The organism is Streptomyces sp. H27-H1 (assembly GCF_026627445.1).
Taxonomy (GTDB): Bacteria; Actinomycetota; Actinomycetes; order Streptomycetales; family Streptomycetaceae; genus Streptomyces.
In genome coordinates this window covers 39,892-63,721 of sequence record NZ_JAPNLJ010000004.1, presented here as the reverse complement: position 1 = coordinate 63,721, position 23,830 = coordinate 39,892, and the positions used below count along the sequence as shown (strand labels likewise).

Annotated in this window: 20 protein-coding genes; 11 read left to right on the top strand and 9 right to left on the bottom strand. The window is 70.8% G+C overall.

The window, feature by feature from the left end:
* Window positions 1-217: 217 nt before the first annotated feature.
* Window positions 218-1,360 (bottom strand): PP2C family protein-serine/threonine phosphatase, encoded by a 1,143-nt coding sequence (locus tag OTB20_RS05130; protein WP_267753753.1) that lies wholly within the window; start codon window positions 1,358-1,360, stop codon window positions 218-220.
* 116 nt (window positions 1,361-1,476) lie between these two features.
* Between OTB20_RS05130 and OTB20_RS05125 the strand changes: the two genes are divergently transcribed.
* Window positions 1,477-2,712 (top strand): GNAT family N-acetyltransferase, encoded by a 1,236-nt coding sequence (locus tag OTB20_RS05125; protein WP_267815411.1) that lies wholly within the window; start codon window positions 1,477-1,479, stop codon window positions 2,710-2,712.
* Window positions 2,713-2,812: 100 nt separating this feature from the next.
* Here the strand turns inward: OTB20_RS05125 and OTB20_RS05120 are convergent, their stop codons facing one another.
* Together OTB20_RS05120 and OTB20_RS05115 are read right to left on the bottom strand one after the other, a co-directional pair.
* The gene (locus OTB20_RS05120; RefSeq protein WP_267815410.1) at window positions 2,813-3,619 is read right to left on the bottom strand and encodes an Fpg/Nei family DNA glycosylase; all 807 of its coding nucleotides are present in this window, start codon (window positions 3,617-3,619) and stop codon (window positions 2,813-2,815) included.
* Window positions 3,620-3,686: 67 nt separating this feature from the next.
* Window positions 3,687-4,172 (bottom strand): ribose-5-phosphate isomerase, encoded by a 486-nt coding sequence (locus OTB20_RS05115; protein WP_267753748.1) that lies wholly within the window; start codon window positions 4,170-4,172, stop codon window positions 3,687-3,689.
* A 220-nt stretch (window positions 4,173-4,392) separates the two neighbouring features.
* On the opposite strand from OTB20_RS05115, the gene OTB20_RS05110 reads away from it, so the two are divergent.
* Window positions 4,393-5,832, top strand: coding sequence for an amino acid permease (locus OTB20_RS05110; RefSeq protein ID WP_267815409.1), 1,440 nt, complete (start codon window positions 4,393-4,395; stop codon window positions 5,830-5,832).
* Between the two features lie 143 nt (window positions 5,833-5,975).
* Here the strand turns inward: OTB20_RS05110 and OTB20_RS05105 are convergent, their stop codons facing one another.
* Window positions 5,976-6,557, bottom strand: coding sequence for a biotin transporter BioY (locus OTB20_RS05105; protein WP_267815408.1), 582 nt, complete (start codon window positions 6,555-6,557; stop codon window positions 5,976-5,978).
* A 316-nt stretch (window positions 6,558-6,873) separates the two neighbouring features.
* Here OTB20_RS05105 and OTB20_RS05100 point away from each other — a divergent pair, with 316 nt between their 5' ends.
* The 3 genes from OTB20_RS05100 (at window position 6,874) to OTB20_RS05090 (ending at window position 10,681) form a co-directional block, all read left to right on the top strand.
* A complete protein-coding gene (locus OTB20_RS05100; protein ID WP_267815407.1) occupies window positions 6,874-8,256 on the top strand; it encodes an amino acid permease in 1,383 nt (460 codons plus the stop codon).
* 183 nt (window positions 8,257-8,439) lie between these two features.
* Window positions 8,440-9,861, top strand: coding sequence for an amino acid permease (locus OTB20_RS05095; protein WP_267815406.1), 1,422 nt, complete (start codon window positions 8,440-8,442; stop codon window positions 9,859-9,861).
* A gap of 163 nt (window positions 9,862-10,024) precedes the next feature.
* A complete protein-coding gene (locus OTB20_RS05090; protein ID WP_267815405.1) occupies window positions 10,025-10,681 on the top strand; it encodes a superoxide dismutase in 657 nt (218 codons plus the stop codon).
* 39 nt (window positions 10,682-10,720) lie between these two features.
* Here OTB20_RS05090 and OTB20_RS05085 read toward each other — a convergent pair whose 3' ends face one another.
* Both OTB20_RS05085 and OTB20_RS05080 read right to left on the bottom strand, forming a co-directional pair.
* On the bottom strand, window positions 10,721-11,437 hold the full coding sequence (locus OTB20_RS05085) for a hypothetical protein (protein ID WP_267815404.1): 717 nt from the start codon (window positions 11,435-11,437) through the stop codon (window positions 10,721-10,723).
* 76 nt (window positions 11,438-11,513) lie between these two features.
* Window positions 11,514-12,161: a DsbA family protein gene (locus OTB20_RS05080; protein ID WP_267815403.1), complete on the bottom strand. Its 648-nt coding sequence runs from the start codon at window positions 12,159-12,161 to the stop codon at window positions 11,514-11,516.
* 110 nt (window positions 12,162-12,271) lie between these two features.
* Here OTB20_RS05080 and pepN point away from each other — a divergent pair, with 110 nt between their 5' ends.
* Entirely contained in the window at window positions 12,272-14,827 is a 2,556-nt protein-coding gene (gene pepN, locus OTB20_RS05075; protein ID WP_267815402.1) for an aminopeptidase N, read from the top strand.
* A 192-nt stretch (window positions 14,828-15,019) separates the two neighbouring features.
* Window positions 15,020-15,979 (top strand): hypothetical protein, encoded by a 960-nt coding sequence (locus OTB20_RS05070; protein ID WP_267815401.1) that lies wholly within the window; start codon window positions 15,020-15,022, stop codon window positions 15,977-15,979.
* 38 nt (window positions 15,980-16,017) lie between these two features.
* Here OTB20_RS05070 and OTB20_RS05065 read toward each other — a convergent pair whose 3' ends face one another.
* Window positions 16,018-16,899 carry a pyridoxamine 5'-phosphate oxidase family protein gene (locus OTB20_RS05065; RefSeq protein WP_267815400.1) on the bottom strand — a complete coding sequence of 294 codons (882 nt, stop codon included), beginning with the start codon at window positions 16,897-16,899 and terminating at the stop codon, window positions 16,018-16,020.
* Entirely contained in the window at window positions 16,899-17,357 is a 459-nt protein-coding gene (locus OTB20_RS05060) for a VOC family protein (RefSeq protein ID WP_267753730.1), read from the bottom strand. Before OTB20_RS05060 ends, OTB20_RS05065 begins: the two co-directional genes overlap by 1 nt.
* A 127-nt stretch (window positions 17,358-17,484) precedes the next feature.
* On the opposite strand from OTB20_RS05060, the gene OTB20_RS05055 reads away from it, so the two are divergent.
* The 4 genes from OTB20_RS05055 to OTB20_RS05040 all read left to right on the top strand — a co-directional run bounded on the left by OTB20_RS05055 (window position 17,485) and on the right by OTB20_RS05040 (window position 23,150).
* Window positions 17,485-18,045 carry a CGNR zinc finger domain-containing protein gene (locus OTB20_RS05055; RefSeq protein WP_267753768.1) on the top strand — a complete coding sequence of 187 codons (561 nt, stop codon included), beginning with the start codon at window positions 17,485-17,487 and terminating at the stop codon, window positions 18,043-18,045.
* Window positions 18,046-18,318: 273 nt separating this feature from the next.
* Complete coding sequence (locus tag OTB20_RS05050) at window positions 18,319-21,636, top strand: S8 family serine peptidase (protein WP_267815399.1); 3,318 nt, start codon at window positions 18,319-18,321, stop codon at window positions 21,634-21,636.
* 156 nt (window positions 21,637-21,792) lie between these two features.
* A complete protein-coding gene (locus OTB20_RS05045; RefSeq protein WP_267815398.1) occupies window positions 21,793-21,993 on the top strand; it encodes a hypothetical protein in 201 nt (66 codons plus the stop codon).
* A gap of 128 nt (window positions 21,994-22,121) precedes the next feature.
* Window positions 22,122-23,150 carry an aspartate-semialdehyde dehydrogenase gene (locus tag OTB20_RS05040; protein WP_267753727.1) on the top strand — a complete coding sequence of 343 codons (1,029 nt, stop codon included), beginning with the start codon at window positions 22,122-22,124 and terminating at the stop codon, window positions 23,148-23,150.
* Between the two features lie 73 nt (window positions 23,151-23,223).
* On the opposite strand, the gene OTB20_RS05035 is transcribed toward OTB20_RS05040, so the two are convergent.
* On the bottom strand, window positions 23,224-23,721 hold the full coding sequence (locus OTB20_RS05035) for a DUF1203 domain-containing protein (RefSeq protein WP_267815397.1): 498 nt from the start codon (window positions 23,719-23,721) through the stop codon (window positions 23,224-23,226).
* Window positions 23,722-23,830 lie beyond the last annotated feature (109 nt).

Genomic DNA, 23,830 nt, shown 5'->3' with positions numbered 1-23,830 from the left:
GTGACGGCCCCTGCCACGGAGGATCCGCAGACCAGGCGCATCGGCAGCCGGGTGGATCAGTCGGACCAGGCGGCGAGCGGTCGGGCCGAGGGGTGGAGACGATCAGCCGGGCAGCGGACGGCCGGGAGGACCGACCGCCGGGGGAAGGAACGGCGGAAAGAGTGGTGGATCCGGTCAGGCCGAGCGGCGGGCGGTTCAGGCCGAGCCGCGCATCGTGTCAGACCGAGCGGCGGATCAGCAGCAGGGCGCGGTCGTCGTTGACGTCCTTGGCGACCTTTTCGATGAGGTGCCAGGTCGCGCCCTCCCAGCCGGCGCCGACGTAGCGGTCGGCTTCGCCGGTGAGGCGGTCGATGCCCTCGCTGATCTCGCGTTCGGCCGTTTCGACCAGGCCGTCGGTGAAGAGCATCAGGACGTCGCCGGGGCGGAGGCTGCCGCGGGCGGGGGTGAATTCGGCGCCGTCGTAGACGCCGAGGAGCGGGCCCTCGCCGGACATCTCCTGCCAGCGGCCGGTGCCGGCGGAGAGCTGGAGGGCGGGCAGGTGGCCGGCGGAGAGGAGTTCGTAGTCGCCGGTCTCCAGGTCGAGGACGAGGTGGATGGAGGTGGCGAAGCCCTCGTCCCAGTCCTGGCGGAGCAGGTAGCCGTTGGCGGCGGGCAGGAAGCCGTGCGGGGGCAGGGCGCCGAGGAGGCCGCCGAAGGCTCCGGAGAGGAGGAGGGCGCGGGAGCCCGCTTCCATGCCCTTGCCGGAGACGTCGGTGAGGACGATCTCCAGGGTGCGGCCGCCGTTCGTGCGGGCGGCGACCACGAAGTCGCCGGAGAAGGACTGCCCGCCGGCCGGGCGCAGGGCCATCTCGCGGTGCCAGCCGCGTGGCAGGGCGGGCAGTTTGCTCTGTACCCGGATGCGTTCGCGCAGGTCGAAGAGCATGGTGCCGCCGCGCCGCCAGGGCACGCCGACGCGGCTGCGGAACTGGGCGATGACCAAGCCGAAGAAGCCGCAGGCCGCGACGACCAGCACCGTGCCGGGGGTGACCCGGGCGGGGCCCTGGGTGTAGGGGCCGAGGACGAGGGCCTCGACGATCAGCGCGCCCGCGGAGGCCGCGTACAGCGTGAGCAGGCTGGCGGGGCGCAGCAGCAGGCCGCCGGCCACGATGGGCAGGACGAGTGCGGAGGGCGAGAACCACACGGGCAGCATCAGCGTGCCGCAGGCGATGGCCGGGATGGCGAGCAGCAGGCCGACGAAGGCGAGCCAGTCGGAGGCGTCGCCGCGGAAGTAGTCGACGGCCGATTTGCGCAGGGCTGTGCGGGCCCGGTGCGACAGCATGCGCGTCCGGGCCAGGAGGGACTCCACGTGTGCTCCGGCCATTGCTTCGGGACCCTATCCATCCTGGCTGTGCGTGCGCAGGGGTACCCCCGGACATGGGCCCATTGGCGCTCGAAAACGGTTCGCCTGGGACGGATTGCCCTGATAGGGATGGCCGTATGGCTCTTGAGACGCGCGTATTGAATGCTGATGAGTGGGATGTCTGGTACGACCACCTGGAACTGGCGTTCGGTGGTGTGCCCGAATCCCCCGAGGAGCGTGAACTCTACAAGTCCCTGACCGAGATGGAACGCTCGCTCGGCGTCTGGGACGGCGGAGCCTGCGTGGGCTCGGCGGGGGCCTTCTCCTTCCGCCTCTCCGTGCCCGGTGGGGCGCTCGTGCCCGCCGCCGGGGTCACGATGGTGGGCGTCGCCCCCACCCACCGCAGGCAGGGTGTGCTCACTTCTCTCATGCGCCGTCAATTGGACGAGATCCGGGCGGGTGGTGAACCGATCGCCGTGCTGACGGCCTCGGATCCGGCGATCTACGGGCGCTTCGGCTACGGCACCGCCATCTACTCGCTGGCCTTCGACATCGACACCACCCGCGTACGGCTCTCCGTGCCGCCGGGCACCGACGAACTGACCCTGCGGCTCGTCGATCCGCAGAAGGCGCTGGCCGACTGCGAGCGGGTCTACGCGGCGCTGGTCCCCGGCCGTCCGGGGACGCCGGCCCGGCAGCCGGGCTGGGAGCTGCAAGCGCTGCTGGACACGGAGTCGATGAGGAACGGCGGATCGCCGCTCAAGTGCGTGGTCGCCGAGCGGCCGGACGGCGAGGTGGTCGGCTACGCCCGCTACCGGGTCAAGCCCGATTGGAGCGTGACCGGCTCGGACGGCAAGGTGGACCTCGCCGACCTCGACGCGCTCGACCCGGCGGCGTACGCGGCGCTGTGGCGGTACCTCTTCGGGATCGACCTGACCTGGACCATCCGGACCTTCAAGCGTCCGATGGACGACCCGATCCTGCACCTGGCCACCGACATCCGCCGGACCCGCCCGCGCCACCGCGACATGCTGCACCTGCGGCTCGTGGACCTTCCGGCGGCGCTGACCGCGCGGACCTACGGGGCTCCGGTGGACGTGGTGCTGGAGGTCGAGGACGCCTTCTGCCCCTGGAACACGGGGCGCTGGCGGCTGACCGCCGAAGCGGACGGCACCCCGGTCTGTACCCGGACAAAGGACCCGGCCGACCTGGAACTGTCCGTTCGGGAGCTCGGCGCGGCCTACCTCGGCGGGATCACGCTGACCTCGCTGGCCGCCGCGGGGCAGGTGCGCGAGCTGCGTCCGGGCACACTGGCCCGCGTCTCACGGGCCTTCGCGGGCGACGTGGCCCCGTGGCTGCCGCACGGGTTCTGAGCAGGCCCTGGTTGAGCAGGCCGTAGCTGAGCAGCCCTGGTTGAGCAGGCCCTGGTGCTGTGACCGGGGGGTTCGCCGTGTCGCGGCGCCCGGCGTAGCGCTAGCGGGCCTGGCATCCCGGGCACCAGAAGAGGTTGCGGGCGGCGAGACCGGCGGTGCGGATCTCGCCCCCGCAGATGTGGCAGGGCATGTTCGCCCTCCGGTAGACGTACACCTCGCCACCGTGGTCGTCCACCCTCGGCGGGCGGCCCATGGCTTCGGGCAGGTGCTCGTCGCGGACGGTGTCGATGCGGTTGTTGCGCACGCCCTCGCGCATGAGCAGCACCAGGTCGGCCCAGATCGCGTCCCACTCGCCCCGGGTGAGGTCCTTGCCGAGGCGGTAGGGGTCGATGCCGTGCCGGAAGAGCACCTCGGCGCGGTAGACGTTGCCGACGCCCGCGATCACCTTCTGGTCCATGAGCAGCGCGGCGACGGTGGTGCGGGAGCGGGAGATCCGGGCCCAGGCGCGGTCGGGGTCGTCGGCCGGGCGCAGCGGGTCCGGGCCGAGCCGGTCGTGGACGGCCTTCTTCTCGCCGTCGCCGACCAGCGCGCAGGCGGTGGGGCCGCGCAGGTCGGCGTAGTGGTCATCGTTCAGGAGCCGCAGCCGGACCGTGTCGGTGGCCGGCGGGGCCGGGGCGGGGCCGAAGCCGAGTTTGCCGAAGAGGCCGAGGTGGATGTGGATCCAGGCGTCGCCGAGTTCGAGGAAGAGGTGCTTGCCGTGTGCCTCGGCGGATTCCAGCTCGCGCCCGTCGAGCAGGGCGGCGCTCTCGGCGAAACGGCCCTGCGGGCTGCTCACCCGGACCCGGCGGGCGGCGAAGCGCTCGGTGTGGTCCTGGGCGAGGCGGTGGATCGTATGCCCCTCGGGCACGGCGGTACTCCTCGGAAAGAAAAAACCGGCCGCGCCGCCCTGGGGGCGCCGCGGCCGGAAGCGGAAATCAGCCCTGCGGGTGGTGCGCCGGGATCGGGGGGAGCTCGCCGGTCTGCTCGTAGGCCGAGAGCATGTCGATGCGGCGGGTGTGGCGCTCCTCGTCGGAGTACGGGGTCTTCAAGAACGCGTCGACGAAGCTGACGACCTCGTCCTCGGTGTGCATGCGGCCGCCGACGGAGATGACGTTGGCGTTGTTGTGCTCGCGGCCGAGCTCGGCGGTCTGGACGCTCCACGCGAGGATGGCGCGGATGCCCTTGACCTTGTTCGCGGCGATCTGCTCGCCGTTGCCGGAGCCGCCGATCACGATGCCGAGGGAGTCGGCGTCCGCGGCGGTCTTCTCCGCGGCGCGGAGGCAGAACGGCGGGTAGTCGTCCACCGCGTCGTAGATGTGGGGCCCGCAGTCGACGGGCTCGTGGCCGTTGTTCTTGAGCCAGTCCACCAGGTGGTTCTTGAGCTCAAAGCCGGCATGGTCGGATCCGAGGTACACGCGCATGGGACGAGTGTGGCACGAGCGGGCGGGGCGACCCGCTGCGGGGTGTCGCGTAAGTCACTTCTAAAGCTCAAGTAAACCCAAAGAACGCAGATGGGACACCGCAGGACCGAAGTCCCGGACCTTCGTCCATACGCAACGATCCGGATTGGGGTCTTCCGTCCTGCGTTCATCTCAGGTTTGAATGCCGGGGCTCGCAACCCGAGAAGCTAAGGAATCGTGCATGAGTTCCACGACGACCCTTCAGAAGGCAGGCGACCCCACCGGTAACCCCGGCGACGCCCAGCCTTCCGACGGCCTCAAGGCAGGTCTCAAGAACCGCCACCTGTCCATGATCGCCATCGGCGGTGTCATCGGCGCCGGACTCTTCGTCGGCTCCGGCGGCGGTATCGCCAAGGCCGGCCCCGCCATCCTGATCTCCTACGCGCTGGTCGGCGCGATGGTCGTCTTCGTCATGCGGATGCTGGGCGAGATGGCCGCCGCCAGCCCGAACTCCGGCTCCTTCTCCGCATACGCCGACCGGGCGCTCGGCCGCTGGGCCGGCTTCTCCATCGGCTGGCTGTACTGGTTCTTCTGGGTCGTCGTGCTGGCCGTGGAGGCCACCGCGGGCGCCGTCATCCTCGAAGGCTGGGTCCCGGCCGTCCCGCAGTGGGCCTGGGCGCTGATCGTGATGGCCGTGCTGACGGTCACCAACCTCGGCTCGGTCGCCTCGTACGGCGAGTTCGAGTTCTGGTTCGCCGGCATCAAGGTGGTCGCCATCGGCGGCTTCGTGATCGTCGGCCTGCTGGCCGTCTTCGGTGTGCTGCCGGGCTCGGACAACCCGGGTGCGGGCTTCGCCCACCTCACCGACGTGGGCGGCTTCATGCCGAACGGCTGGGGCTCGGTCCTCACCGGCGTGCTGATGGTCGTCTTCTCCTTCATGGGCAGCGAGATCGTCACGCTGGCCGCCGGGGAGTCCGAGGACCCGCGGCGCGCGGTCACCAAGGCCACCAACTCGGTGATCTGGCGGATCGGCATCTTCTACCTGGGCTCGATCTTCATCGTGCTGACCCTGCTGCCGTGGAACGACAAGTCGATCGTGGACAAGGGCTCGTACGTCGCCGCCCTGGACTCGATCGGCATCGCGCACGCCGGCCAGATCATGAACGTGATCGTCCTGACGGCCGTGCTGTCCTGCCTGAACTCGGGGCTGTACACCGCCTCCCGCATGGCGTTCTCGCTGGGCGAGCGCGGCGACGCGCCGAAGGCCTTCGCCAAGGTGAACAAGAGGGGCGTGCCGACGGCCGCGATCCTGGGCTCGGTGGTGTTCGGCTTCGTCGCCGTCTACTTCAACTACGCCTTCAAGGACACGGTCTTCAGCTTCCTCCTGAACGCCTCGGGTGCGATCGCGCTGTTCGTGTGGCTGGCCATCTGCCTGACCCAGCTGCGGATGCGCGGGATCCTGATGCGCGAGGCCCCGGAGAAGGTGACGGTGAAGATGTGGTTCTTCCCGTACCTGACCTGGGCCACCGCCGCGATGATCACCTTTGTCCTGGGCTACATGGTCTACGACAAGGACAACCGCGAGACCGTCCTGCTGTCGCTGCTGGTCGCGGCCGTGGTGCTGGTGATCGGCGTGGTCCGCGACGTGCGCCGCAAGGCCGCCGCGCGCGTCTCCGCGTAGGTACGGCGCCGCGAGAGCGACGCTCCGCACCGCACGTGCAGCGGCCCCGGACCACCACGCGTGGTCCGGGGCCGCTGTGCGTCAGGGGCGGGCGCCAGGCAGGGCGCCAGGAGGTGGGGCGTCAGGCAGGGCGCCAGGGGCCGTCAGCCGCGGCCGAGGAGCTTCCAGGTGGCCGGCAGCAGGCCCATCGCCAGTACGGCCTTGAGTGCGTCGCCGATCAGGAAGGGCGTCAGCCCGGCCGCGACGGCCGCGCCGAAGGACATCCCGGTGGACAGCGCGAGGTAGGGGACGCCGACGGCGTAGATGACCGCGGAGCCCAGTATCATCGCGCCCGCCGTACGCGGGACCGAGCGGTCGGCGCCGCGCCGCGCGAGGGCGCCCACGACGGTGGCGGCGAGCAGCATGCCGAGCACGTAGCCGAAGGAGGCTCCGCCCGCGCCGGAGGTGCCGCCCGCGAACCACGGCACGCCGGCCATGCCGACGAGGGCGTAGAGGGCCAGCGCGAGGAAGCCGCGGCGGGCGCCGAAGGCGGTCCCGACCAGGAGGGCCGCGAAGGTCTGGCCGGTGACGGGGACCGGGGAGCCGGGGACGGGCACGGCGATCTGCGCGGCCAGACCGGTGAGGGCAGCGCCGCCGGCCACGAGCGCGATGTCGCGGACGCGACTCGCGGGCAGCAGGTCGGCGAGGACGGCGCCGGGCCGGAAGGAGACGGAAGCAGTGCTCATCGGGGACTCCGCGGGAGGTGGGGGCGACAGGACGATCACCGACGTTAGTCCCGGGCCGGGCGCCGCATCAGGGTGGCCCGGGACAAAGCCGTACTCCCCGGTTTGGTGGGGAGTACACAAAGATCCCGCTCGGAGCCCGAGTTGAAGTGATCCGCGTCACGGGCGATGACGGATGACACGTCCGTTTTGCGCGGATGGACGCTCTCCGGACAGACTGTTGGATCCCTCCAACTGTCGCGGAGCCCCCACCGCCGCCAGGCCTCAGAGAGTACGAGCACCCCTCATGCGCGACCTCCCGTCCGCCCCTCCTGCCCCCATGGACGAGCTCCCACCGGAGCCTTTGAGCCACAGCCTCAAGCAGCGCCACCTGACCATGCTTGGCCTCGGCGGCGTGATCGGCGCCGGGCTGTTCGTCGGCTCCGGCGCCGGCATCACCATCGCCGGTCCCGCGATCATCTGCTCGTACCTGCTCGCGGGCGTCCTCGCGATGCTGGTGATGCGGGCGCTCGGCGAGATGTCGGCGGCGATGCCCGCCTCCGGCTCCTTCTCCGTCTACGCGGAGAAGGCGCTCGGCCGCTGGGCCGGCTTCTCGGCGGGCTGGCTGTACTGGTTCCTGCTGGTCGTGGTGCTGGCCGTGGAGGCGACCGCCGCGGCGACGATCGCGAACGGCTGGCTGCCCGCGGTGGACCAGTGGGTCTGGGTGCTCCTCTTCATGGTGGTCTTCACCGTGAGCAACCTGGCCGCCGTGAAGAACTTCGGCGAGTTCGAGTTCTGGTTCGCGGCCCTCAAGGTCGGCGCGATCGTGCTGTTCCTGATCCTCGGCACGCTGGCCGTCTTCGGCTTCCTGCCCGACACGGACCCGGTCGGCATGGCCAACCTGACGGGCCAGGGCGGCTTCTTCCCGAACGGCGCGAGCGGTGTGGTGGCCGGCATGCTGGCCGTCGTCTTCGCCTTCGGCGGCCTGGAGGTCGTCACGATCGCGGCCGCCGAGTCGGACGACCCGGCCAGGTCCGTGTCCCGCGCGGTGCGCAGCGCCGTGTGGCGCATCCTCTTCTTCTACGTCGGCTCGATGGTGGTCATCGTGACCCTGCTGCCGTGGGACTCGCTGGCGCCGGGCCAGAGCCCGTACGTAGCCGTCCTCGACTCGATCGGCATCGCGCACGCCGGCCAGATCATGGACGTCGTGATCTTCGTGGCCCTGCTGTCGGCGCTCAATGCGAACCTGTACGGGTCCTCGCGCATGGTGTTCTCGCTGGCGGAGCGGGGCGAAGCGCCGAAGTCCCTGCTGAAGGTGTCGGCCGGCGGGGTGCCGCGCCGGGCGGTCTTCGCGTCCGTGTCCTTCGGGTTCGTCTCGGTGGTGCTGAACCTGCTGTGGCCGGACACGATCTTCCTCTACATGCTCAACGCGGTCGGCGCGGTGCTGCTCTTCGTGTGGGCCCTGATCGCGATCTCGCAGCTGAAGCTGCGCCCGAAGATCGAGCGGGACATGCCGGAGCGGCTGACGCTGCCGATGTGGCTGTTCCCGTACGCGACGTGGGCGGCGTTGATCGGGATGGCCGCGGTGCTGGTGCTGATGCTGTTCGACGATTCGGCGCGGCCGCAGCTGCTGTGGTCCGCGGGCGCCGCGGGGGCGGTGCTGTTGGTGGCGTGGATCCGGGAGTTCCGCGAGAAGCGGGAGTCCCGGGTCGTTCGTCCCTGAGGCGCGGGACACTACGGGCCGGGCCCGGGGCTTTCGCCCCGGGCCCGACCTGTTTGCGCGGGTGGGTGATCACGCCGGGTGAAGCAGGTGTCCGGATCTTGGACGGTAAATGTCCGATAAACGGACGGTGGGCAGACTGGAGCACCTCCCCCGTCCCCCGCACACCGGACAGGCAGCACCCCCATGAGCCAGAGCACTCTGACCCCGCCCGAGCAGCAGAACCCGGCAGGATCCGGCACCGGACCCGGCGGCCGCTCGCCCCTCGGCAACGGACTCAAGCAGCGCCACCTCTCGATGATCGCCCTCGGCGGCGTCATCGGCGCGGGACTCTTCGTGGGCTCCGGCGCCGGCATCGCCGCCGCCGGCCCCTCGATCGTCCTCGCGTACGCCGCGTCCGGCGTGCTCGTGATGCTCGTCATGCGGATGCTCGGCGAGATGTCCGCGGCCAACCCCTCCTCCGGCTCCTTCTCGGTCCACGCCGACCGCGCCATCGGCCCCTGGGCCGGCTTCACCGCCGGGTGGCTGTTCTGGACGCTGCTGTGCGTGGGCGTGGCCGTCGAGGCCATCGGCGCCGCGCACATCATGACGAACTGGCTGCCGGGCACCCCGTCGTGGATGTGGGTGCTGATCTTCATGGCGATGTTCTGCGGGTCCAACCTGGGGGCCGTCTCCAACTTCGGCGAGTTCGAGTTCTGGTTCGCCGCCCTCAAGATCGGCGCGATCGGGCTCTTCCTGGGCCTGGGCGTCCTGGCCGTCCTGGGCGTGCTGCCCGGCACCGACTCCCCCGGCTCCGCCAACCTGCTGCACGACGGCGGCTTCCTGCCCAACGGCGTGGACGGGCTGCTGCTGGGGCTGCTCGCCTCCGTGTTCGCGTACGGCGGCCTGGAGACGGTGACCATCGCGGCGGCCGAATCCGAGAACCCGGTCCGCAGCGTCGCCAAGGCCGTGCGCACCACCATGTGGCGGATCGCCATCGTCTACGTCGGCTCCATGCTGGTCATCGTCACGCTACTGCCGTGGAACGACCCGTCCGTGACCGCCGACGGCCCGTACGCGGCCACCTTGAACCACCTCGGCATCGCGCACACCGGCCAGGTCATGAACGTGGTCATCCTGATCGCCCTGCTGTCGGCGATGAACGCCAACATCTACGGCTCCTCGCGCATGGCCTACTCCCTGGTCTCCCGTGGCCAGGGCCCCAAGGCCCTGGGCAAGGTCACCGGCCGGGTGCCGCGCCGCGCGGTCGTCGCCTCCTGCGCCTTCGGCTTCGTCACCGTGCTGCTGTCGTACTGGTACCCGGAGACCCTCTTCGCCTGGCTGCTCAACATGGTCGGCGGCGTCATCCTCGTCGTCTGGGGCTTCATCGCCGTCTCGCAGTTCATGCTGCGGCGCCGCATCGAACGCGAGGCCCCCGGGAAGCCGGTCGTGAAGATGTGGGGCTTCCCGTACCTGACGTGGGTCGCGCTGGCGGGCATCCTCGCCATCCTGGTGCTGATGGCCATGGGTGACGACACTCGGATCCAGCTGATCTTCACCGGCGGCCTGACCGTGGCGCTGTCCGTCACCGGCTACGCCCTCCAACGCCGGGCGGCGACCGCGGCCTGACCAGGACGGAACTCCCGGGCGCGCCTCATGCGATGGCATGGGGCGCGCCTTCGTTTTGCAGGCAACCCTCATGCGTGGCGAGCAATAGATACTGTTAGCGTGCAGTTGCATATCTATTGCAATAAGCAGCTGGCAGGCACGCTGAGGGGACCGGATCACACGCATGGCCATCTACACGCTTCCTGAGCTTCCTTACGACTACGCGGCTCTTGAGCCGGTGATCAACCCGGAGATCATCGAGCTGCACCACGACAAGCACCACGCGGCTTACGTCACGGGAGCCAACAACACGCTGGAGCAGCTGGAGGAGGCGCGCGAAAAGGAGAACTGGGGCGCGCTGAACGGCCTGGAGAAGAACCTCGCGTTCCACCTCTCCGGCCACATCCTGCACAGCATTTACTGGCACAACATGGCCAACCCGAAGACCGACGAGGGTGGCGGCGAGCCCACCGCGGCCGACGGCCTGGGCGAGCTCGCGGACGCGATCACCGAGTCCTTCGGCTCCTTCGCGAAGTTCCGCAAGCAGCTGACCTTCGCGTCCTCCGCGACGCAGGGCTCCGGCTGGGGCGTACTCGCGTACGAGCCCGTCAGCGGTCGCCTGATCGTCGAGCAGATCTACGACCACCAGGGCAGCGTCGGCATCGCCAGCACCCCGGTCCTGGTCTTCGACGCCTGGGAGCACGCCTTCTACCTGCAGTACAAGAACCAGAAGGTGGACTTCATCGAGGCGATGTGGAACGTCGTCAACTGGCAGGACGTGGCCGAGCGCTACGCCGACGCCAGGGCGAACACCCCGCTGCTGATCCCCGTCAAGGGCTGATCGCACCCCCGAAAGCCCGTCCGCCTCGTGATCGTCTTCTCAACCTTCGCGTGCGGGCGTGTCCACCAGAAGGCCCTCACGAGGACATGACTCGCGGGGGTCTTCTGTGCGTCCCCCGCCGTCCGCCCCGTCGACGAGTCCGTCCACCTCGCCGACCACCGTGAACTCCCGGGCCAGACCCGTCTCGTGGAGCCGCGCGAACGGGGTGAAGGGGATGGCGAACTCCGACTCCCCGCGGTCGAAGTTCCAGCTCTTGTGCACCTGGAAGCGGTAGTCGCTCACCACGGACCCGCCCTCGTGGACCCGTACCGTGCCGCTGATCCGGTACTGGGCCCCGCGCAGCGCCAGCCACCAGTCCGCACTGCCCCGCCGGGTGATCAGCACCCCGCGCCAGCCGCTGTCCGCCGCGTACGCGCCGGGCTCGCCGAGCGCCCGCGCGGCCTCCCGCCACTCGGCCAGGCGCCGGTCCACCTCCTGGCGCACGGCGGGCACGGCGAGCAGGGCCCGCGCGTCGACCCGGTACGGGCGGCCCGTGCCCCGGAGGTAGTGGCGCAGGGTGCCGGCGGCGTGGCGGACCCCGAGGGCCGTCCACAGCGGGGGCACCGCAACGCAAACTGCCCGCAGCACCCGGTCTCGGGGGCGTGCGGGCAGGCTGGCGTGTGCGGCGTTGCCGTTCGGTATCGCGGGCTCCGCCCGGCCGCCGCTGCGGCCGAGGGGTTCCCCGCGCGTACCCTCATGCGTCGAGCTGGTCACCATAGGGGGACGTTAAGGGAGGAAAGCGACGCCCGCCTCTCGGGAGCGGCCCTCCTGGGCCCCCTGGGGGACCTCCCGACTAGTTGAAGATCGGGCCCTGGGTACGGGTGCGCTTGATCTCGTAGAAGCCGGGCGTCGAGGCGACCAGCAGGGTGCCGTCCCAGAGGCGGGCCGCGGCCTCGCCGCGCGGGGCGGGGGTGACGACCGGACCGAAGAACGCGACCTCGTCGCCGTCGGCGCCGGGCACCGAGATGACCGGCGTGCCGACCTCCTGGCCGACCCGGTTGATGCCGTCGTTGTGGGAGTCGCGCAGGACCTCGTCGTACTCGTTCGAGTCGGCGTAGTGGATCAGCTCGGCGGGCAGGCCCACCTCGTCCAGGGCCGCGGCGATGGCCTCGCGGGTCGGGCCCTGGCCCTCGTTGTGGAAGCGGGTGCCGAGCGCGGTGTAGAGCTTGCCGGTGACCTCGTCGCCGAACTTCTGCTGGGCGGCGACGACCACACGAACGGGGGCCCAGCCCTTGGGGCCGAGCAGGTCGCGGTAGACCTCGGGCAGTTCGTCGAGCTTGTTCTCGTTCAGGATCGCGAGGCTCATCACGTGCCAGCGGACCTCTACGTCACGGACCTGCTCGACCTCCTGCATCCAGCGGGACGTCATCCAGGCCCACGGGCACAGGGGGTCGAACCAGAAGTCGACAGGGGTCTTCTCGCGCGCCTGGCTGTCAGCCATGTCTCTCCTCATATCGGAACGTTCCTCCCTGCCCAACGGCTCCGACCGCACACTCATTCCCCCGTGGGAAGATTCTGTCAGGTATCGCGATCACGCACGAAGGAGTGCACGTGCCCGGAGAGAATCTGTCCCGTGACGAGGCCCGCGAGCGGGCCGAGCTGCTGTCCGTCGACGGGTACGAGGTGGTCCTCGACTTGAGGTCCGCGGTGGACGAGGCCGAACCGGCCGACGGCCCCAGGACGTTCCGCTCGGTGACCACCGTCCGGTTCCGCGCCGCCGCTCCGGGAGCCGCGAGCTTCGCGGACCTCATCGCGCCCTCGCTGAACGGCGTGACCCTCAACGGGCGCGAGCTGGACCCGGCCGACGTCTTCGACGGCTCGCGAATCGCCCTGGACGCGCTGGCCGCCGAGAACGTGCTCGTGGTGGACGCCAACTGCGCGTACAGCCGGACCGGCGAGGGCATGCACCGCTTCGTGGACCCGGAGGACGGCGAGGTCTACCTCTACACCCAGTACGAGCCGGCCGACGCCCGGCGGGTGTACGCGAACTTCGAGCAGCCCGACCTCAAGGCCCCGTACCGCTTCGAGGTGACGGCGCCCGAGGGCTGGCAGGTCTGGAGCAACGGCGCCGAGGAGTCCCGCGAGGGGCAGACCCGGCGCTTCGCCGAGACCGCGCCGATCTCCACGTACATCACCTGTGTGGTGGCGGGGCCGTACCACTACGTCACGGACTCCTACACGCGCGGGGAGCTGACGATCCCGCTCGGTGCGATCTGCCGCAAGGGGCTGGCGAAGCACTTCGACGCCGACGAGGTGTTCCTCGTCACGAAGCAGGGCTTCGACCTCTTCCACGAGATCTTCGACTACCCCTACCCCTTCGGGAAGTACGACCAGGCCTTCGTGCCGGAGTACAACCTGGGCGCCATGGAGAACCCGGGGATGGTGACCTTCCGGGAGGAGTACATCTTCCGCGGGAAGGTCACGCAGGCCTCGTACGAGCGGCGTGCGAACACGATCCTGCACGAGATGGCCCACATGTGGTTCGGCGACCTGGTCACCATGAAGTGGTGGGACGACCTGTGGCTGAAGGAGTCCTTCGCGGACTTCATGGGCTCCTTCGCGCTGGTCGAGGCCACCCGCTTCGACCAGGCGTGGGTCACCTTCGCCAACAGCCGCAAGGCGTGGGCCTACCGGGCCGACCAGCTGCCGTCCACGCACCCCGTCACGGCCGACATCCGTGACCTGGAGGACGCGAAGCTGAACTTCGACGGCATCACCTACGCCAAGGGCGCCGCGGTGCTCAAGCAGCTCGTGGCGTACGTGGGGCGGGACGCCTTCCTGGAGGGCGCGCGGCGCTACTTCAAGGCGAACGCCTACGGGAACACCACCCTGGACGATCTGCTGTCGGTGCTCGCGGAGGTCTCCGGACGCGACATGGCCGAATGGTCGCGGGCCTGGCTGCAGACGGCCGGCGTGAACGCGTTGACCCCGGTGGTGACCTGCGACGCGGGCGGCCGGGTGACCGAACTGGCGGTGGTCCAGGACGGCGACGAACTCCGCCCGCACCGGGTCGCGGTGGGCCTGTACCGGCTGGACCCGGACGGGGCGCTGGTCCGCTACGCGCGGGCCGAGGCGGACGTCGCGGGGGCCCGGACGGTCATCGGCGAACTGGCCGGGCAGGAGAAGCCCGCCCTGGTGCTCGTCAACGACGACGACCTCACCTACTGCAAGATCCGCTTCGACGAGGTGTCGCTGGCCACGCTGCGCTCGCACCTGGGCTCCGTGGCGGATCCGCTGGCCCGCGCGCTGTGCTGGTCGGCGCTGTGGAACCTGACGCGTGACGCGCTGATGCCGGCACGGGACTTCGTCTCGCTGGTACTGGCCCACGCGGGCCGGGAGACGGACGTCGGCGTGCTCCAGATGCTGCACGCGCAGTCGCTGACCGCCGTCACCAACTACGCGGCGCCCGCCTGGCGGGAGCAGGGCGGCAAGGTGCTGGCGGCGTGCGCGCTGCAGGAACTGCGGTTCGCGGAGCCGGGGTCGGAGCACCAGCTGACGTGGGCCCGCTTCTTCGCGGCGAGCTCGACGACCGAGGGCGACTTCCAGCTGCTGCTCGGGCTGCTTGCGGGATCGGCGCGGATCGACGGGCTGGAGGTGGACCAGGAGCTGCGCTGGGACTTCCTGCTGCCGCTGGCCGCGCACGGGGCGATCGGCGAAGAGGTCCTGGCGGCCGAACTGACGCGGGACGACACGGCGTCGGGCAAGCGGCACCAGGTGCGGTGCCTGGCGGCGCGGCCGTCGGCGGCGGTCAAGGACCAGGCGTGGGCCGCGGTGGTGGAGTCGGACACACTGTCGAACGCGCTGGTCGAGGCGACGATCGCGGGAATGCAGCAGTCCTCGCAGCGGTCCCTGCTCGCGCCGTACACGGAGCGCTACTTCGCCGTGATCGAGCGGATCTGGGCCGAGCGGTCGATCCAGATCGGCATGGACGTGGTGAGGGGCCTGTACCCCTCGCTGCAGAGCTCCCAGGCGACGGTGGACGCCACCGACGCGTGGCTGGCGGCGCACGAGCCGGCCCCGCCGGCGCTGCGCCGCCTGGTGCTGGAGTCCCGCGACGACCTGGCCCGCGCGCTGCGCGCGCAGGGCTGCGACGTGGCGGCGGGCTGACCCTGCGGGGTCCTCGGACGCCGGACGGGCGTTCGGGGCGCGCGGCCTGGGGCGCGAGCCCCGGGGAACGGGCCGTACCGGCGCACTCCATCGGCTATCGAACGCCCGTACTTTAGCCCTGGCTTGTCCCGATTTGCCGACGAATGTGTAACAGGGGTTAGCGAGGCCATGGCCTGAGGGAACCTCAGAGTCATGAACCACAACGCACCCCTCCCCCTCGCCCACCTCAGCGACAACCGCCCCCGGGTGTTGTCCCTGGCCCAGCTCCGCGAGCACGGGGTCACCGCCTCCGACGCCGCCGAGCGGTCCTGGCAGCAGATCCTGCCCGGGGTGTTCCTGCTCCACCCGGGGACCGCGACCAGCGAGGAGCGGCTGCACGCGGCGCTCCTCTACGCGGGGCGGCACGGCGGCGAGGTCATGATCACCGGGCTGGCGGCCCTCGCGCTGTACCGGTTCTCCTCCGCCCCCGCCCTGCTCGGCCTCCCCCACATCGACGTCCTCGTCCCGAGCACCCGCCGGCTGCGCTCCGCCGGGCAGGTCCGCGTCGTCCGGGCGCAGACCCCGCCCCGGCCGATGGAGGTCACCGGGCTGCCCGTCGCGCCCGTGGCCCGCGCCGTCGCCGACGCCGTCGCCCACCTCTCCGACGCCGGCACGGTCCGCCGCCTGCTCAGCGAGGCCGTCCGCGGCGGGCACTGCGAACCGGCCGCCGTGGTGCGGGAGCTGACCGTGGCCCGGCTGCTGAACCGCCCGCACGTTGTGGACGCCGTCGAATCGCTGCTCGCCGAGGGCCGGGCCATCGCCGAGGACCGGCTCTACCAGCTCGTACGGGGCTTCGAGCTCCCCGAGCCCGTCTGGAACGTCGACCTGCGACTGCCCGGCGGCCCGCACCTGGGCGGGGTCGACGCCTACTGGCCGGAGCAGGCGGTCGCCATCGAGATCGACACCCGGGCCCCGCGCCAGGGCGAGGACGAGCAGTGGTCGGAGTCCGTACGCAAGCGGGAGGCCCTGGAACGCTGCGGGGTGACCGTCCTGCACATCACCCCGCGCAAGCTCCGCGACTGGCCCGAGCAGCAGGCGGCGGTCGTACGGACCGCCCTGACGGCGTCCGACGACCGCGAGCCCGCCGCCTACCTCGTCGTCCTGCCCAGGTGAGGGCGCAACCACGAGGGCAGGCGAAGCGGCCGGGTCGTCTAGGACAGGGCCGGATTCGCCGGCGAGTACTCCGGGGTGCTCCACAGCAGCCGCCCCGGGTGCACGCTCTCCACCACCGACCCGACCCGGAAGCGGACCCGCCGCTCCCCGCCCGGCCCGAACTCGGGCTCCGCCCGCCCGCTGAGCTGGAGCAGCGCCCCGCTCTCCCAGTCCGGGAACAGCAGCCCGGCCCGCGAGTCCGCCAGCAGGTTCCCCAGCGTCAGGAACATCGCGTTGCCCGGGTAGTCCGGCCAGGCCAGTTCGGTCGGGGACAGCACCTCGACGAAGCCCGGCATTCCGCCCCGGTGGCTCGCATCCGCCCCGTCCGCACCGGCGGAGGTGGCGATGAAGAAGGTGTCGGCGGCGCGGACGGCCCGCTCCTGGTCGGGGGTGAGCGCGTCCCCGCGCCGCACGACACCGGCCCCTTCGGCGGCGAGCTGGACAGGCTGCCGCTTCTGGAGGTACTTGGGGCAGTTCGCGAAGACCCGTTCGGCCGCCAGCGCGAACCCGCCGGGGGTCACTTCCAGGGTTCCGCCCAGCCGCATCCGGCGCCGGGTGCGCGGGTCGAGGGAGATGGTCCCGACCCTGGTTCCGGCGGTGGCCAGCGCCTCGGCGAGCGGATCGCCGTCGGGGATCCCGCCGGTGACCGTGATCCGGTCCGGCCCGGTGGCCCGTACGAAGCCGGGGGCGCCGGTCAGCGTTGAGGCCCAGAGCAGGCCGCCGGAGTCGGCCGCGCCGACGACCAGGTGCGGCTGCTGCGCCAGGAAGGCCGCGGCCACGTCCTTGATGTGCGGGGTGACGGAGCGGCCGACGTGCACGGCGTGCTCGCGGACACCGACCCGGTCCTGGACCGCCAGCGAACCCCAGTGATACCCGGACATTAGAAGAACCCGCAGGTCGGGGCCCCTGTGGTAGGAGCCTCGGCGCCTTCGGCGCCGGTCGGCACGGAGATCTCCAGACGGGTCCCGTCGGGATCGTGGAAGAAGATCCCGCCGGATGCCGCCCCCTCGCCGTGGGGGACGACCCCCTCGTAGGCGAAGGCCACGCCCAGAGCGCGCAGCCGCTCCTCGTACGCCCTGACCTCCTCGACCGCGTCCGCGGAGAGCGCGAGGTGGTGCAGTCCGGCCGCGGCGGGCGCGTAGGCCCCCTCGGCCTGCTGCCACAAGGTGAGCACGAGTTCCCCGTCCTGGCCGAGGAAGGCGAAGCGCCGGTCCTCCTCCTTGCCCTCGCCGAGCAGCTCGAAGCCGAGGCCGTCCCGGTAGAAGACGAGCGACCGGTCGAGGTCCGTGACGTTCAGGCCCACGTGGCCGGTGCGCAGCTTGCTGATGACGGTGGTCATATCGGCTCCCTCTCCAGAAATATCTAACCTTCTAAATTGAGATTAAAGGTTAGAACTGAAGGAGTCAACCGCTCACGTACCCTTGAGGGGTTAGTGACGCGAGGAGGCGGACATGACGACGGCGGACATGACGGCGGCGGACCCACGGCCCCTGACCGGGGAGCCGGTCGCCCTGGACCTGCTGAACACCCGCTGGATCCAGGAGGGCGAGCGCCTCGACCTGTTCGCGGGGGCCTTCGGGCTCACCCGCGTCGAAGGGCTCGCGCTCTGGCTGGAGAGCACCGGGCTGGCCGGCCGCTTCCGCGCCGACGCCTCGACCCTGGTCCACCTGCTCACCGCCCGCGAGGCGCTGGCCCGTGCGGTCGCGGACCCGGCCGACGACAGTGCGCGCACCCTGGTCGACGCCGTCCTGGAGCACGGGCGAATCCGGGCCACCCTGACCGCCGAAGGGCCCGGCGAGCGGACCGAGTTCGACGACCCCACCTGGGGACCGGCCTGGACGGCCGCCCGCGACTACCTGGAGCTGCTCGGCTCGGGGCCCGACCGGATCCGCAAGTGCGCCTCCGAGACCTGCGTACTGCGCTTCCACGACACCTCGCGCAACGGCACCCGGCGCTGGTGCTCGATGTCCGCCTGCGGAAACCGGGCGAAAGCCTCCCGCCACTACGCGCGCACGCGCGAGCGCTGAACGCCCTGAAGTTGTCACACCCGATCTGAGACCGAGGCCCGCCCCACCCCTGACACGCGGTCGGGAAATCTACAAATCCATCTTCTGACCCGAAGGTTCGTACCGGTTCACTCCGGTACGGGCCTTCTGGCGTATGTCCCGAGCTGGCGGGAGTCCGCCACCGTAGGTATCGGTCCGTGACAACTATCCCCAAAGAGCTGTCACTTACGCGAGGCTGACCGGTCATCCGGCACCGAAATCCGGACCGTACCTTTCACTTAGCCAGGGATGCTGATGACCCTCGACTCCCCCAGCTCCATATCCGCGACCCGACGCGCTGCCCGCGTCGCGGCCGCGGCCGGCCTGGTGGCCGCCCTCGCGGCCACCGGCGCCATACCGGTCTTCGCCGCGACCGCGGCCGATACCCCCACGCCCAACCCCGCGGTGAAGTCGGCCGACCAGAAGATCGGTTCGGCCGACGTCGAACTGCTCCAGGAAGCCAAGACCAAGGGCGAGAAGACCGTCACCGTCATGCTCGCGACGGCCCCCGGCGAGACCCAGCAGGTGGCCAAGCAGCTCGACGACGTCCAGGGCGCCTCGGTGGGCCAGACGTACGACAAGCTCGGCTACGTACGCGCCACCCTGCCGACCGACAAGGCGGAGGCCGCGCTGAAGGCCGCCGCCAAGCTGTCCTCCGTGCACGGCATCGACCTGCGGCACGAGATCCAGCTTCCGGACCCCCGTCCGGACGCGGACCGCGAGAGCGGGACGGTGAAGCGGACCGCCGCCGAGACCTACCCGGGCCCGAACAAGAACACCCCGGCGAAGAACCCGTACAACCCGTCCTTCGAGACCGGTGCGCTGGACTTCATCAAGAACAACCCCAAGGCCGACGGCCGCGGCGTGACCATCGGCGTTCTGGACTCGGGCGTCGACCTCGGCCACCCGGCGCTCCAGAAGACCACCACCGGCGAGCGCAAGATCGTCGACTGGGTCACCGCGACCGACCCGCTCGCCGACGGCGACGCCACCTGGCGGGCGCAGATCACCCCGGTCGCGGGCGGCACCTTCACCGCGGGCGGCGGTAGCTGGAAGGCTCCGGAGGGCTCGTTCCAGTGGAGCCGTTTCACCGAGTCGATCACCGCCAACGGTGACATGAAGGGCGACGTCAACCGGGACGGGGACACCACCGACCGGTTCGGCCTCCTCTACGACCCGGTCGCCGGCACCGTCCGCGTCGACACCGACCAGGACAACGACTTCACGAACAACGAGCCGATGAAGCCGTACAAGGACGGCTACCAGATCGGCTACTTCGGCACGGACAACCCGGCGACCGAGGTCGCCGAGCGCATCCCGTTCGTGATCGAGATCCGCAAGGACGTCCCGATGGACCCGCTGGGCGGTGACTGGATCGGCAAGAAGGCCGACTTCGTCAACGTCGGCATCATCGAGTCCGAGCACGGCACGCACGTCGCGGGCATCACCGCCGCCAACGGCCTGTTCGGCGGCGCGATGAACGGCGAGGCGCCCGGCGCCAAGGTCGTCTCCTCGCGCGCCTGCTCCTGGTCCGGGGGCTGCACCAACATCGCGCTGACCGAGGGCATGATCGACCTCGTCGTCAACCGCGGCGTGGACATCGTCAACATGTCGATCGGCGGCCTGCCGGCCCTGAACGACGGCAACAACGCGCGCTCCGAGCTCTACAAGAACCTCATCGACACCTACGGTGTCCAGCTCGTCATCTCGGCGGGCAACGAGGGCCCCGGCATCAACACCATCGGCGACCCCGGTCTCGCGGACAAGGTCGTCTCCGTGGGTGCGGCGGTCTCCAAGGAGACCTGGGCGGCCAACTACGGCTCCGGCGTGACCAAGAAGTACAACATGTTCCCCTTCTCCTCGCGCGGTCCGCGTGAGGACGGCGGATTCACGCCCACGATCACCGCCCCCGGCGCGTCGATCAACACCATCCAGACCTGGCTGCCCGGCGCACCGGTGAAGGAGGCCGGCTACACCCTGCCGGCCGGTTACGGCATGCTGCAGGGCACCTCGATGTCCTCGCCGCAGGCGGCGGGCGCCAGCGCCCTGCTGATCTCGGCCGCCAAGCAGCAGGGCATCGCCCTCACCCCGGCGACCCTGCGCATCGCGCTCACCAGCAGCGCGAAGAAGATCGACGACGTCCCGGCGCACGCCCAGGGCGCGGGCCTCATCAACATCCCCGGCGCGTGGGAGTCCATCCAGCGCGGCGCGAAGGCCAACGAGTTCACCGTCAAGGCCCCGGTCGACACCGCGATCGACCAGTTCCTGAAGACCCCGGGCTTCGGCACCGGCGTCTACGACCGCGAGGGCGGCCTGAAGGTCGGCCAGAAGAAGGTCTACGACGTCGTCGTCACCCGCACCACGGGCGTCAAGTACGGCACCCCGCACGAGCTCAGCTGGCGCAACAACGACGGGACCTTCAAGGTCATCGGCGGCTACGACTACGTCACCCTGCCGCTGAACAAGCCGGTCACCATCAAGGTCGAGGCCACGGCCAAGACCGCCGGTGTCCACAGCGGCATCCTGCAGCTCGACGACCCCACCACCGAGGGCATCGACAAGCAGATCCTCTCCACGGTCGTCGTCTCGGCCCCGCTGGCGAAGCCCTCGTTCAGCTACTCGGGCACCTCGTCCGTGCAGCGCAACAGCCACAAGTCGTACTTCGTGACCGTCCCGGCGGGCGCCAAGACCCTCGAGGTCGCCCTCGGCGGACTCGCGGCGGGCAGCCAGACGCGCTTCATCTCGCTCCACCCGTACGGTGTGGGCGTCGAGGACAGCGCGACGACCCAGTGCTACCCGAACTACGACAACCCGGCGAACAAGTGCCGCCCCGACCTGCGCTCGTACGAGAACCCGCAGCCGGGCGTCTGGGAGATCGAGGTCGAGTCGCGCCGTACGTCGCCGCTGCTCGACAACCCGTTCAAGCTGGACGTCTCCGTGCTCGGCGCGGCCTTCGACCCCGCGGTCAAGGTCCTGCCCGAGGTCAAGCAGGGCACCCCGGCGCCGGTCCAGTGGACCGTCAAGAACGACGGAGCCGCCATCTCCGGTGGCAAGCTCCAGGGCGGCCCGCTCGGCTCCGCGAAGGTCGCCAAGCCGACCATCGCCCCCGGTGAGACCCACACCAGCGAGGTCACGATCGGCGAGGGCGTCTCCCGCCTCGACATCGCGATCGGCAAGGTCTCCGACGCGGCCGCCGACCTCGACCTGGACGTGTACAAGGACGGCGTCAAGGTCGGCTCCTCCGCCGACGGCGACTCCGAGGAGGCCGTGAGCCTGATCAACCCGGCCGCGGGCACCTACACCATCGAGGTGTTCGGCTACGCGATCCCGTCCGGCTCCACCACCTACGACTACCGCGACGTCTACTACTCGGCCGCCCTGGGCACCGTCCAGGTCGACGAGGCCGCGAAGGTCAACCTCGCCAACGGCGCCTCGGCGACCGTCTCCGCGAACGTGCTGGTCAGCAGCGCCGCTCCGGAAGGCCGCCAGTTCTTCGGCGAGGTCAAGCTGCTCAACGCCCGCGGCACCGCCGCCGGCACCGGCAGCGTGCAGATCGAGAAGGTCCTCCCGTAACTCCCGTAACGGAGTGACCGCGTGACCGCATGATGGAGGGGCCGGCGCCCGGGAAGGGCGCCGGCCCCTTCGCGCTGCCCCGCCCTTCTCCACCGGCTCGGCCCGATGACAGGATGCCGGTATATCGATCATCGAAAGAGGGGCCAACACCCGGCGGTGGTGCTGGTACGCGGGGCCTGGGCCAAGGTGGAAGTCCGGCTCGACAAGGGGAAGGCTTCCCTCACTCCGCTATTCGCCCTCGACGAGTACCTGATCCCCGGCGAGCGGCTGTGCGCGGAGCCCGGGGTCTACGCCGTCCCGCCCGGCCTCGTCACCGTCCGCGCCCGTGGCAAGTGGAGCCTTCGGATCAGCGACTGACCGGTCCGCGGGCCCGTGCCGCGCGGCAGATCGTCCGTACTGCGGACAATGGATTGGACAATGCTCGTGGGGTCGAACGCATGATGGCTCCACGCGCGCCCGCGTCGTACGCAACAAGAGGAGTCACCGTGAGGGTCGGAATCGTCGGAGCCACCGGACAGGTCGGCGGAGTCATGCGCGGCATCCTGGCCGAGCGGAAGTTCCCGGTGGACGAGCTGCGGCTGTTCGCCTCGGCCCGTTCCGCGGGCTCGACCCTTGAGTGGGAGGGGCGGACGATCACCATCGAGGACGCCTCCACGGCCGACTACTCCGGCCTGGACATCGTGCTCTTCTCCGCGGGAGGCGCCACGTCCAAGGCCCTCGCCGAGAAGGTCGCCTCGCAGGGCGCCGTCGTGATCGACAACTCCTCCGCCTGGCGCCGCGACCCCGAGGTCCCCCTCGTCGTCTCCGAGGTGAACCCGCACGCGATCAAGAACCGCCCCAAGGGGATCATCGCGAACCCGAACTGCACCACGATGGCCGCGATGCCCGTGCTGCGCCCCCTGCACGACGAGGCCGGTCTGACCGCGCTGATCGCCACCACCTACCAGGCCGTGTCCGGCTCGGGACTGGCGGGCGTCGCCGAGCTCAAGGCCCAGGCCTGCGCGGTCTCCGAGGCCGCCGACCAGCTGACCTTCAGCGGCGACGCGGTGCAGTTCCCGGAGCCGCAGGTCTACCAGCGGCCGATCGCCTACAACGTGGTCCCGCTCGCGGGCAACCTGGTCGACGACGGCTCCTTCGAGACCGACGAGGAGCAGAAGCTCCGCAACGAGTCCCGCAAGATCCTGGAGATCCCGGAGCTCAAGGTCTCGGGCACCTGCGTGCGCGTACCGGTCTTCTCCGGCCACTCCCTGCAGGTCAACGTCCGCTTCTCCCGTCCGCTGAGCGTCGAGCGCGCCTACGAGCTGCTGAGGGACGCTCCGGGCGTCGAGCTCTCGGAGATCCCGACCCCGCTGCAGGCCGCAGGCAAGGACGCCTCGTACGTGGGCCGCATCCGCGTCGACGAGACGACCGAGAACGGTCTCGCGCTGTTCCTCTCGAACGACAACCTCCGCAAGGGCGCCGCGCTGAACGCGGTCCAGATCGCGGAGCTGGTCGCGCAGGAGCTGCGCGGCTGATCCCGCTCGCACGCACGACACCAAGGGGCGGCGCCGTCACGGCGCCGCCCCTTCGGCGATCCGCGGGAAGGGCTCAGCCCCGGCGGACCTCGAAGAGGTAGCAGCCGAACTCGGCCGCGCGGACGTGGACGAGGGCGGTCAGCGGGTCCGCGAAGGCCTCCGCGAGCGCCCGCTCGACATCCGTGTCCGGGTCCTCGCCGAGGGCCAGGACCCGGCCGCCGAGGATGTGGCCGGCCTTGTCGTAGCGGCGGGCCGTGCGCAGGGCGCCGGAGTGGGCGAAGGGGTGTCCGGCCGCCGCTGCCGGGCCGCCGCAGTCGGCGGCGTGGATGAACACGGGGCCCTGCTCGTCGTAGGCCCCGGGGTCGGCGCCCGTCTCGGCGGCCCAGCGTCGCAGTGGCGCGTACGCGACGAGGGCGATCCGTTCGCCGGGGGCGCTGCGGCGCAGGCAGCAGCGGAGCGGGGCGCCGCCCTCGGGGTCCTCGTAGGGCAGGCAGGCCCGCCCGGCGTCATCGAGCGTGCGCAGGGAGGCGAGGGCGGCCGGGGCGATGGGGAGCACGGTGTGCGGGGTCATGGGGTCCAGGGTGCTCGGCCGCGGGCGCCGGAGCTGGCGGAAATCGGACGTCGCGTTCGCCCGTGGATTACTCCGACCCGGTGACCCTGCCCGCGTGGAAGGATGGCGG

Coding starts and splice junctions, on each gene's coding strand:
- OTB20_RS05130 (WP_267753753.1), bottom strand. CDS start 1,360: ATGGCCGGAGCACACGTGGAGTCCCTCCTGGCCCGGACGCGCATGCTG.
- OTB20_RS05125 (WP_267815411.1), top strand. CDS start 1,477: ATGGCTCTTGAGACGCGCGTATTGAATGCTGATGAGTGGGATGTCTGG.
- OTB20_RS05115 (WP_267753748.1), bottom strand. CDS start 4,172: ATGCGCGTGTACCTCGGATCCGACCATGCCGGCTTTGAGCTCAAGAAC.
- OTB20_RS05110 (WP_267815409.1), top strand. CDS start 4,393: ATGAGTTCCACGACGACCCTTCAGAAGGCAGGCGACCCCACCGGTAAC.
- OTB20_RS05105 (WP_267815408.1), bottom strand. CDS start 6,557: ATGAGCACTGCTTCCGTCTCCTTCCGGCCCGGCGCCGTCCTCGCCGAC.
- OTB20_RS05100 (WP_267815407.1), top strand. CDS start 6,874: ATGGACGAGCTCCCACCGGAGCCTTTGAGCCACAGCCTCAAGCAGCGC.
- OTB20_RS05095 (WP_267815406.1), top strand. CDS start 8,440: ATGAGCCAGAGCACTCTGACCCCGCCCGAGCAGCAGAACCCGGCAGGA.
- OTB20_RS05090 (WP_267815405.1), top strand. CDS start 10,025: ATGGCCATCTACACGCTTCCTGAGCTTCCTTACGACTACGCGGCTCTT.
- OTB20_RS05085 (WP_267815404.1), bottom strand. CDS start 11,437: ATGGTGACCAGCTCGACGCATGAGGGTACGCGCGGGGAACCCCTCGGC.
- OTB20_RS05080 (WP_267815403.1), bottom strand. CDS start 12,161: ATGGCTGACAGCCAGGCGCGCGAGAAGACCCCTGTCGACTTCTGGTTC.
- OTB20_RS05070 (WP_267815401.1), top strand. CDS start 15,020: ATGAACCACAACGCACCCCTCCCCCTCGCCCACCTCAGCGACAACCGC.
- OTB20_RS05065 (WP_267815400.1), bottom strand. CDS start 16,899: ATGTCCGGGTATCACTGGGGTTCGCTGGCGGTCCAGGACCGGGTCGGT.
- OTB20_RS05060 (WP_267753730.1), bottom strand. CDS start 17,357: ATGACCACCGTCATCAGCAAGCTGCGCACCGGCCACGTGGGCCTGAAC.
- OTB20_RS05055 (WP_267753768.1), top strand. CDS start 17,485: ATGACGGCGGCGGACCCACGGCCCCTGACCGGGGAGCCGGTCGCCCTG.
- OTB20_RS05050 (WP_267815399.1), top strand. CDS start 18,319: ATGACCCTCGACTCCCCCAGCTCCATATCCGCGACCCGACGCGCTGCC.
- OTB20_RS05035 (WP_267815397.1), bottom strand. CDS start 23,721: ATGACCCCGCACACCGTGCTCCCCATCGCCCCGGCCGCCCTCGCCTCC.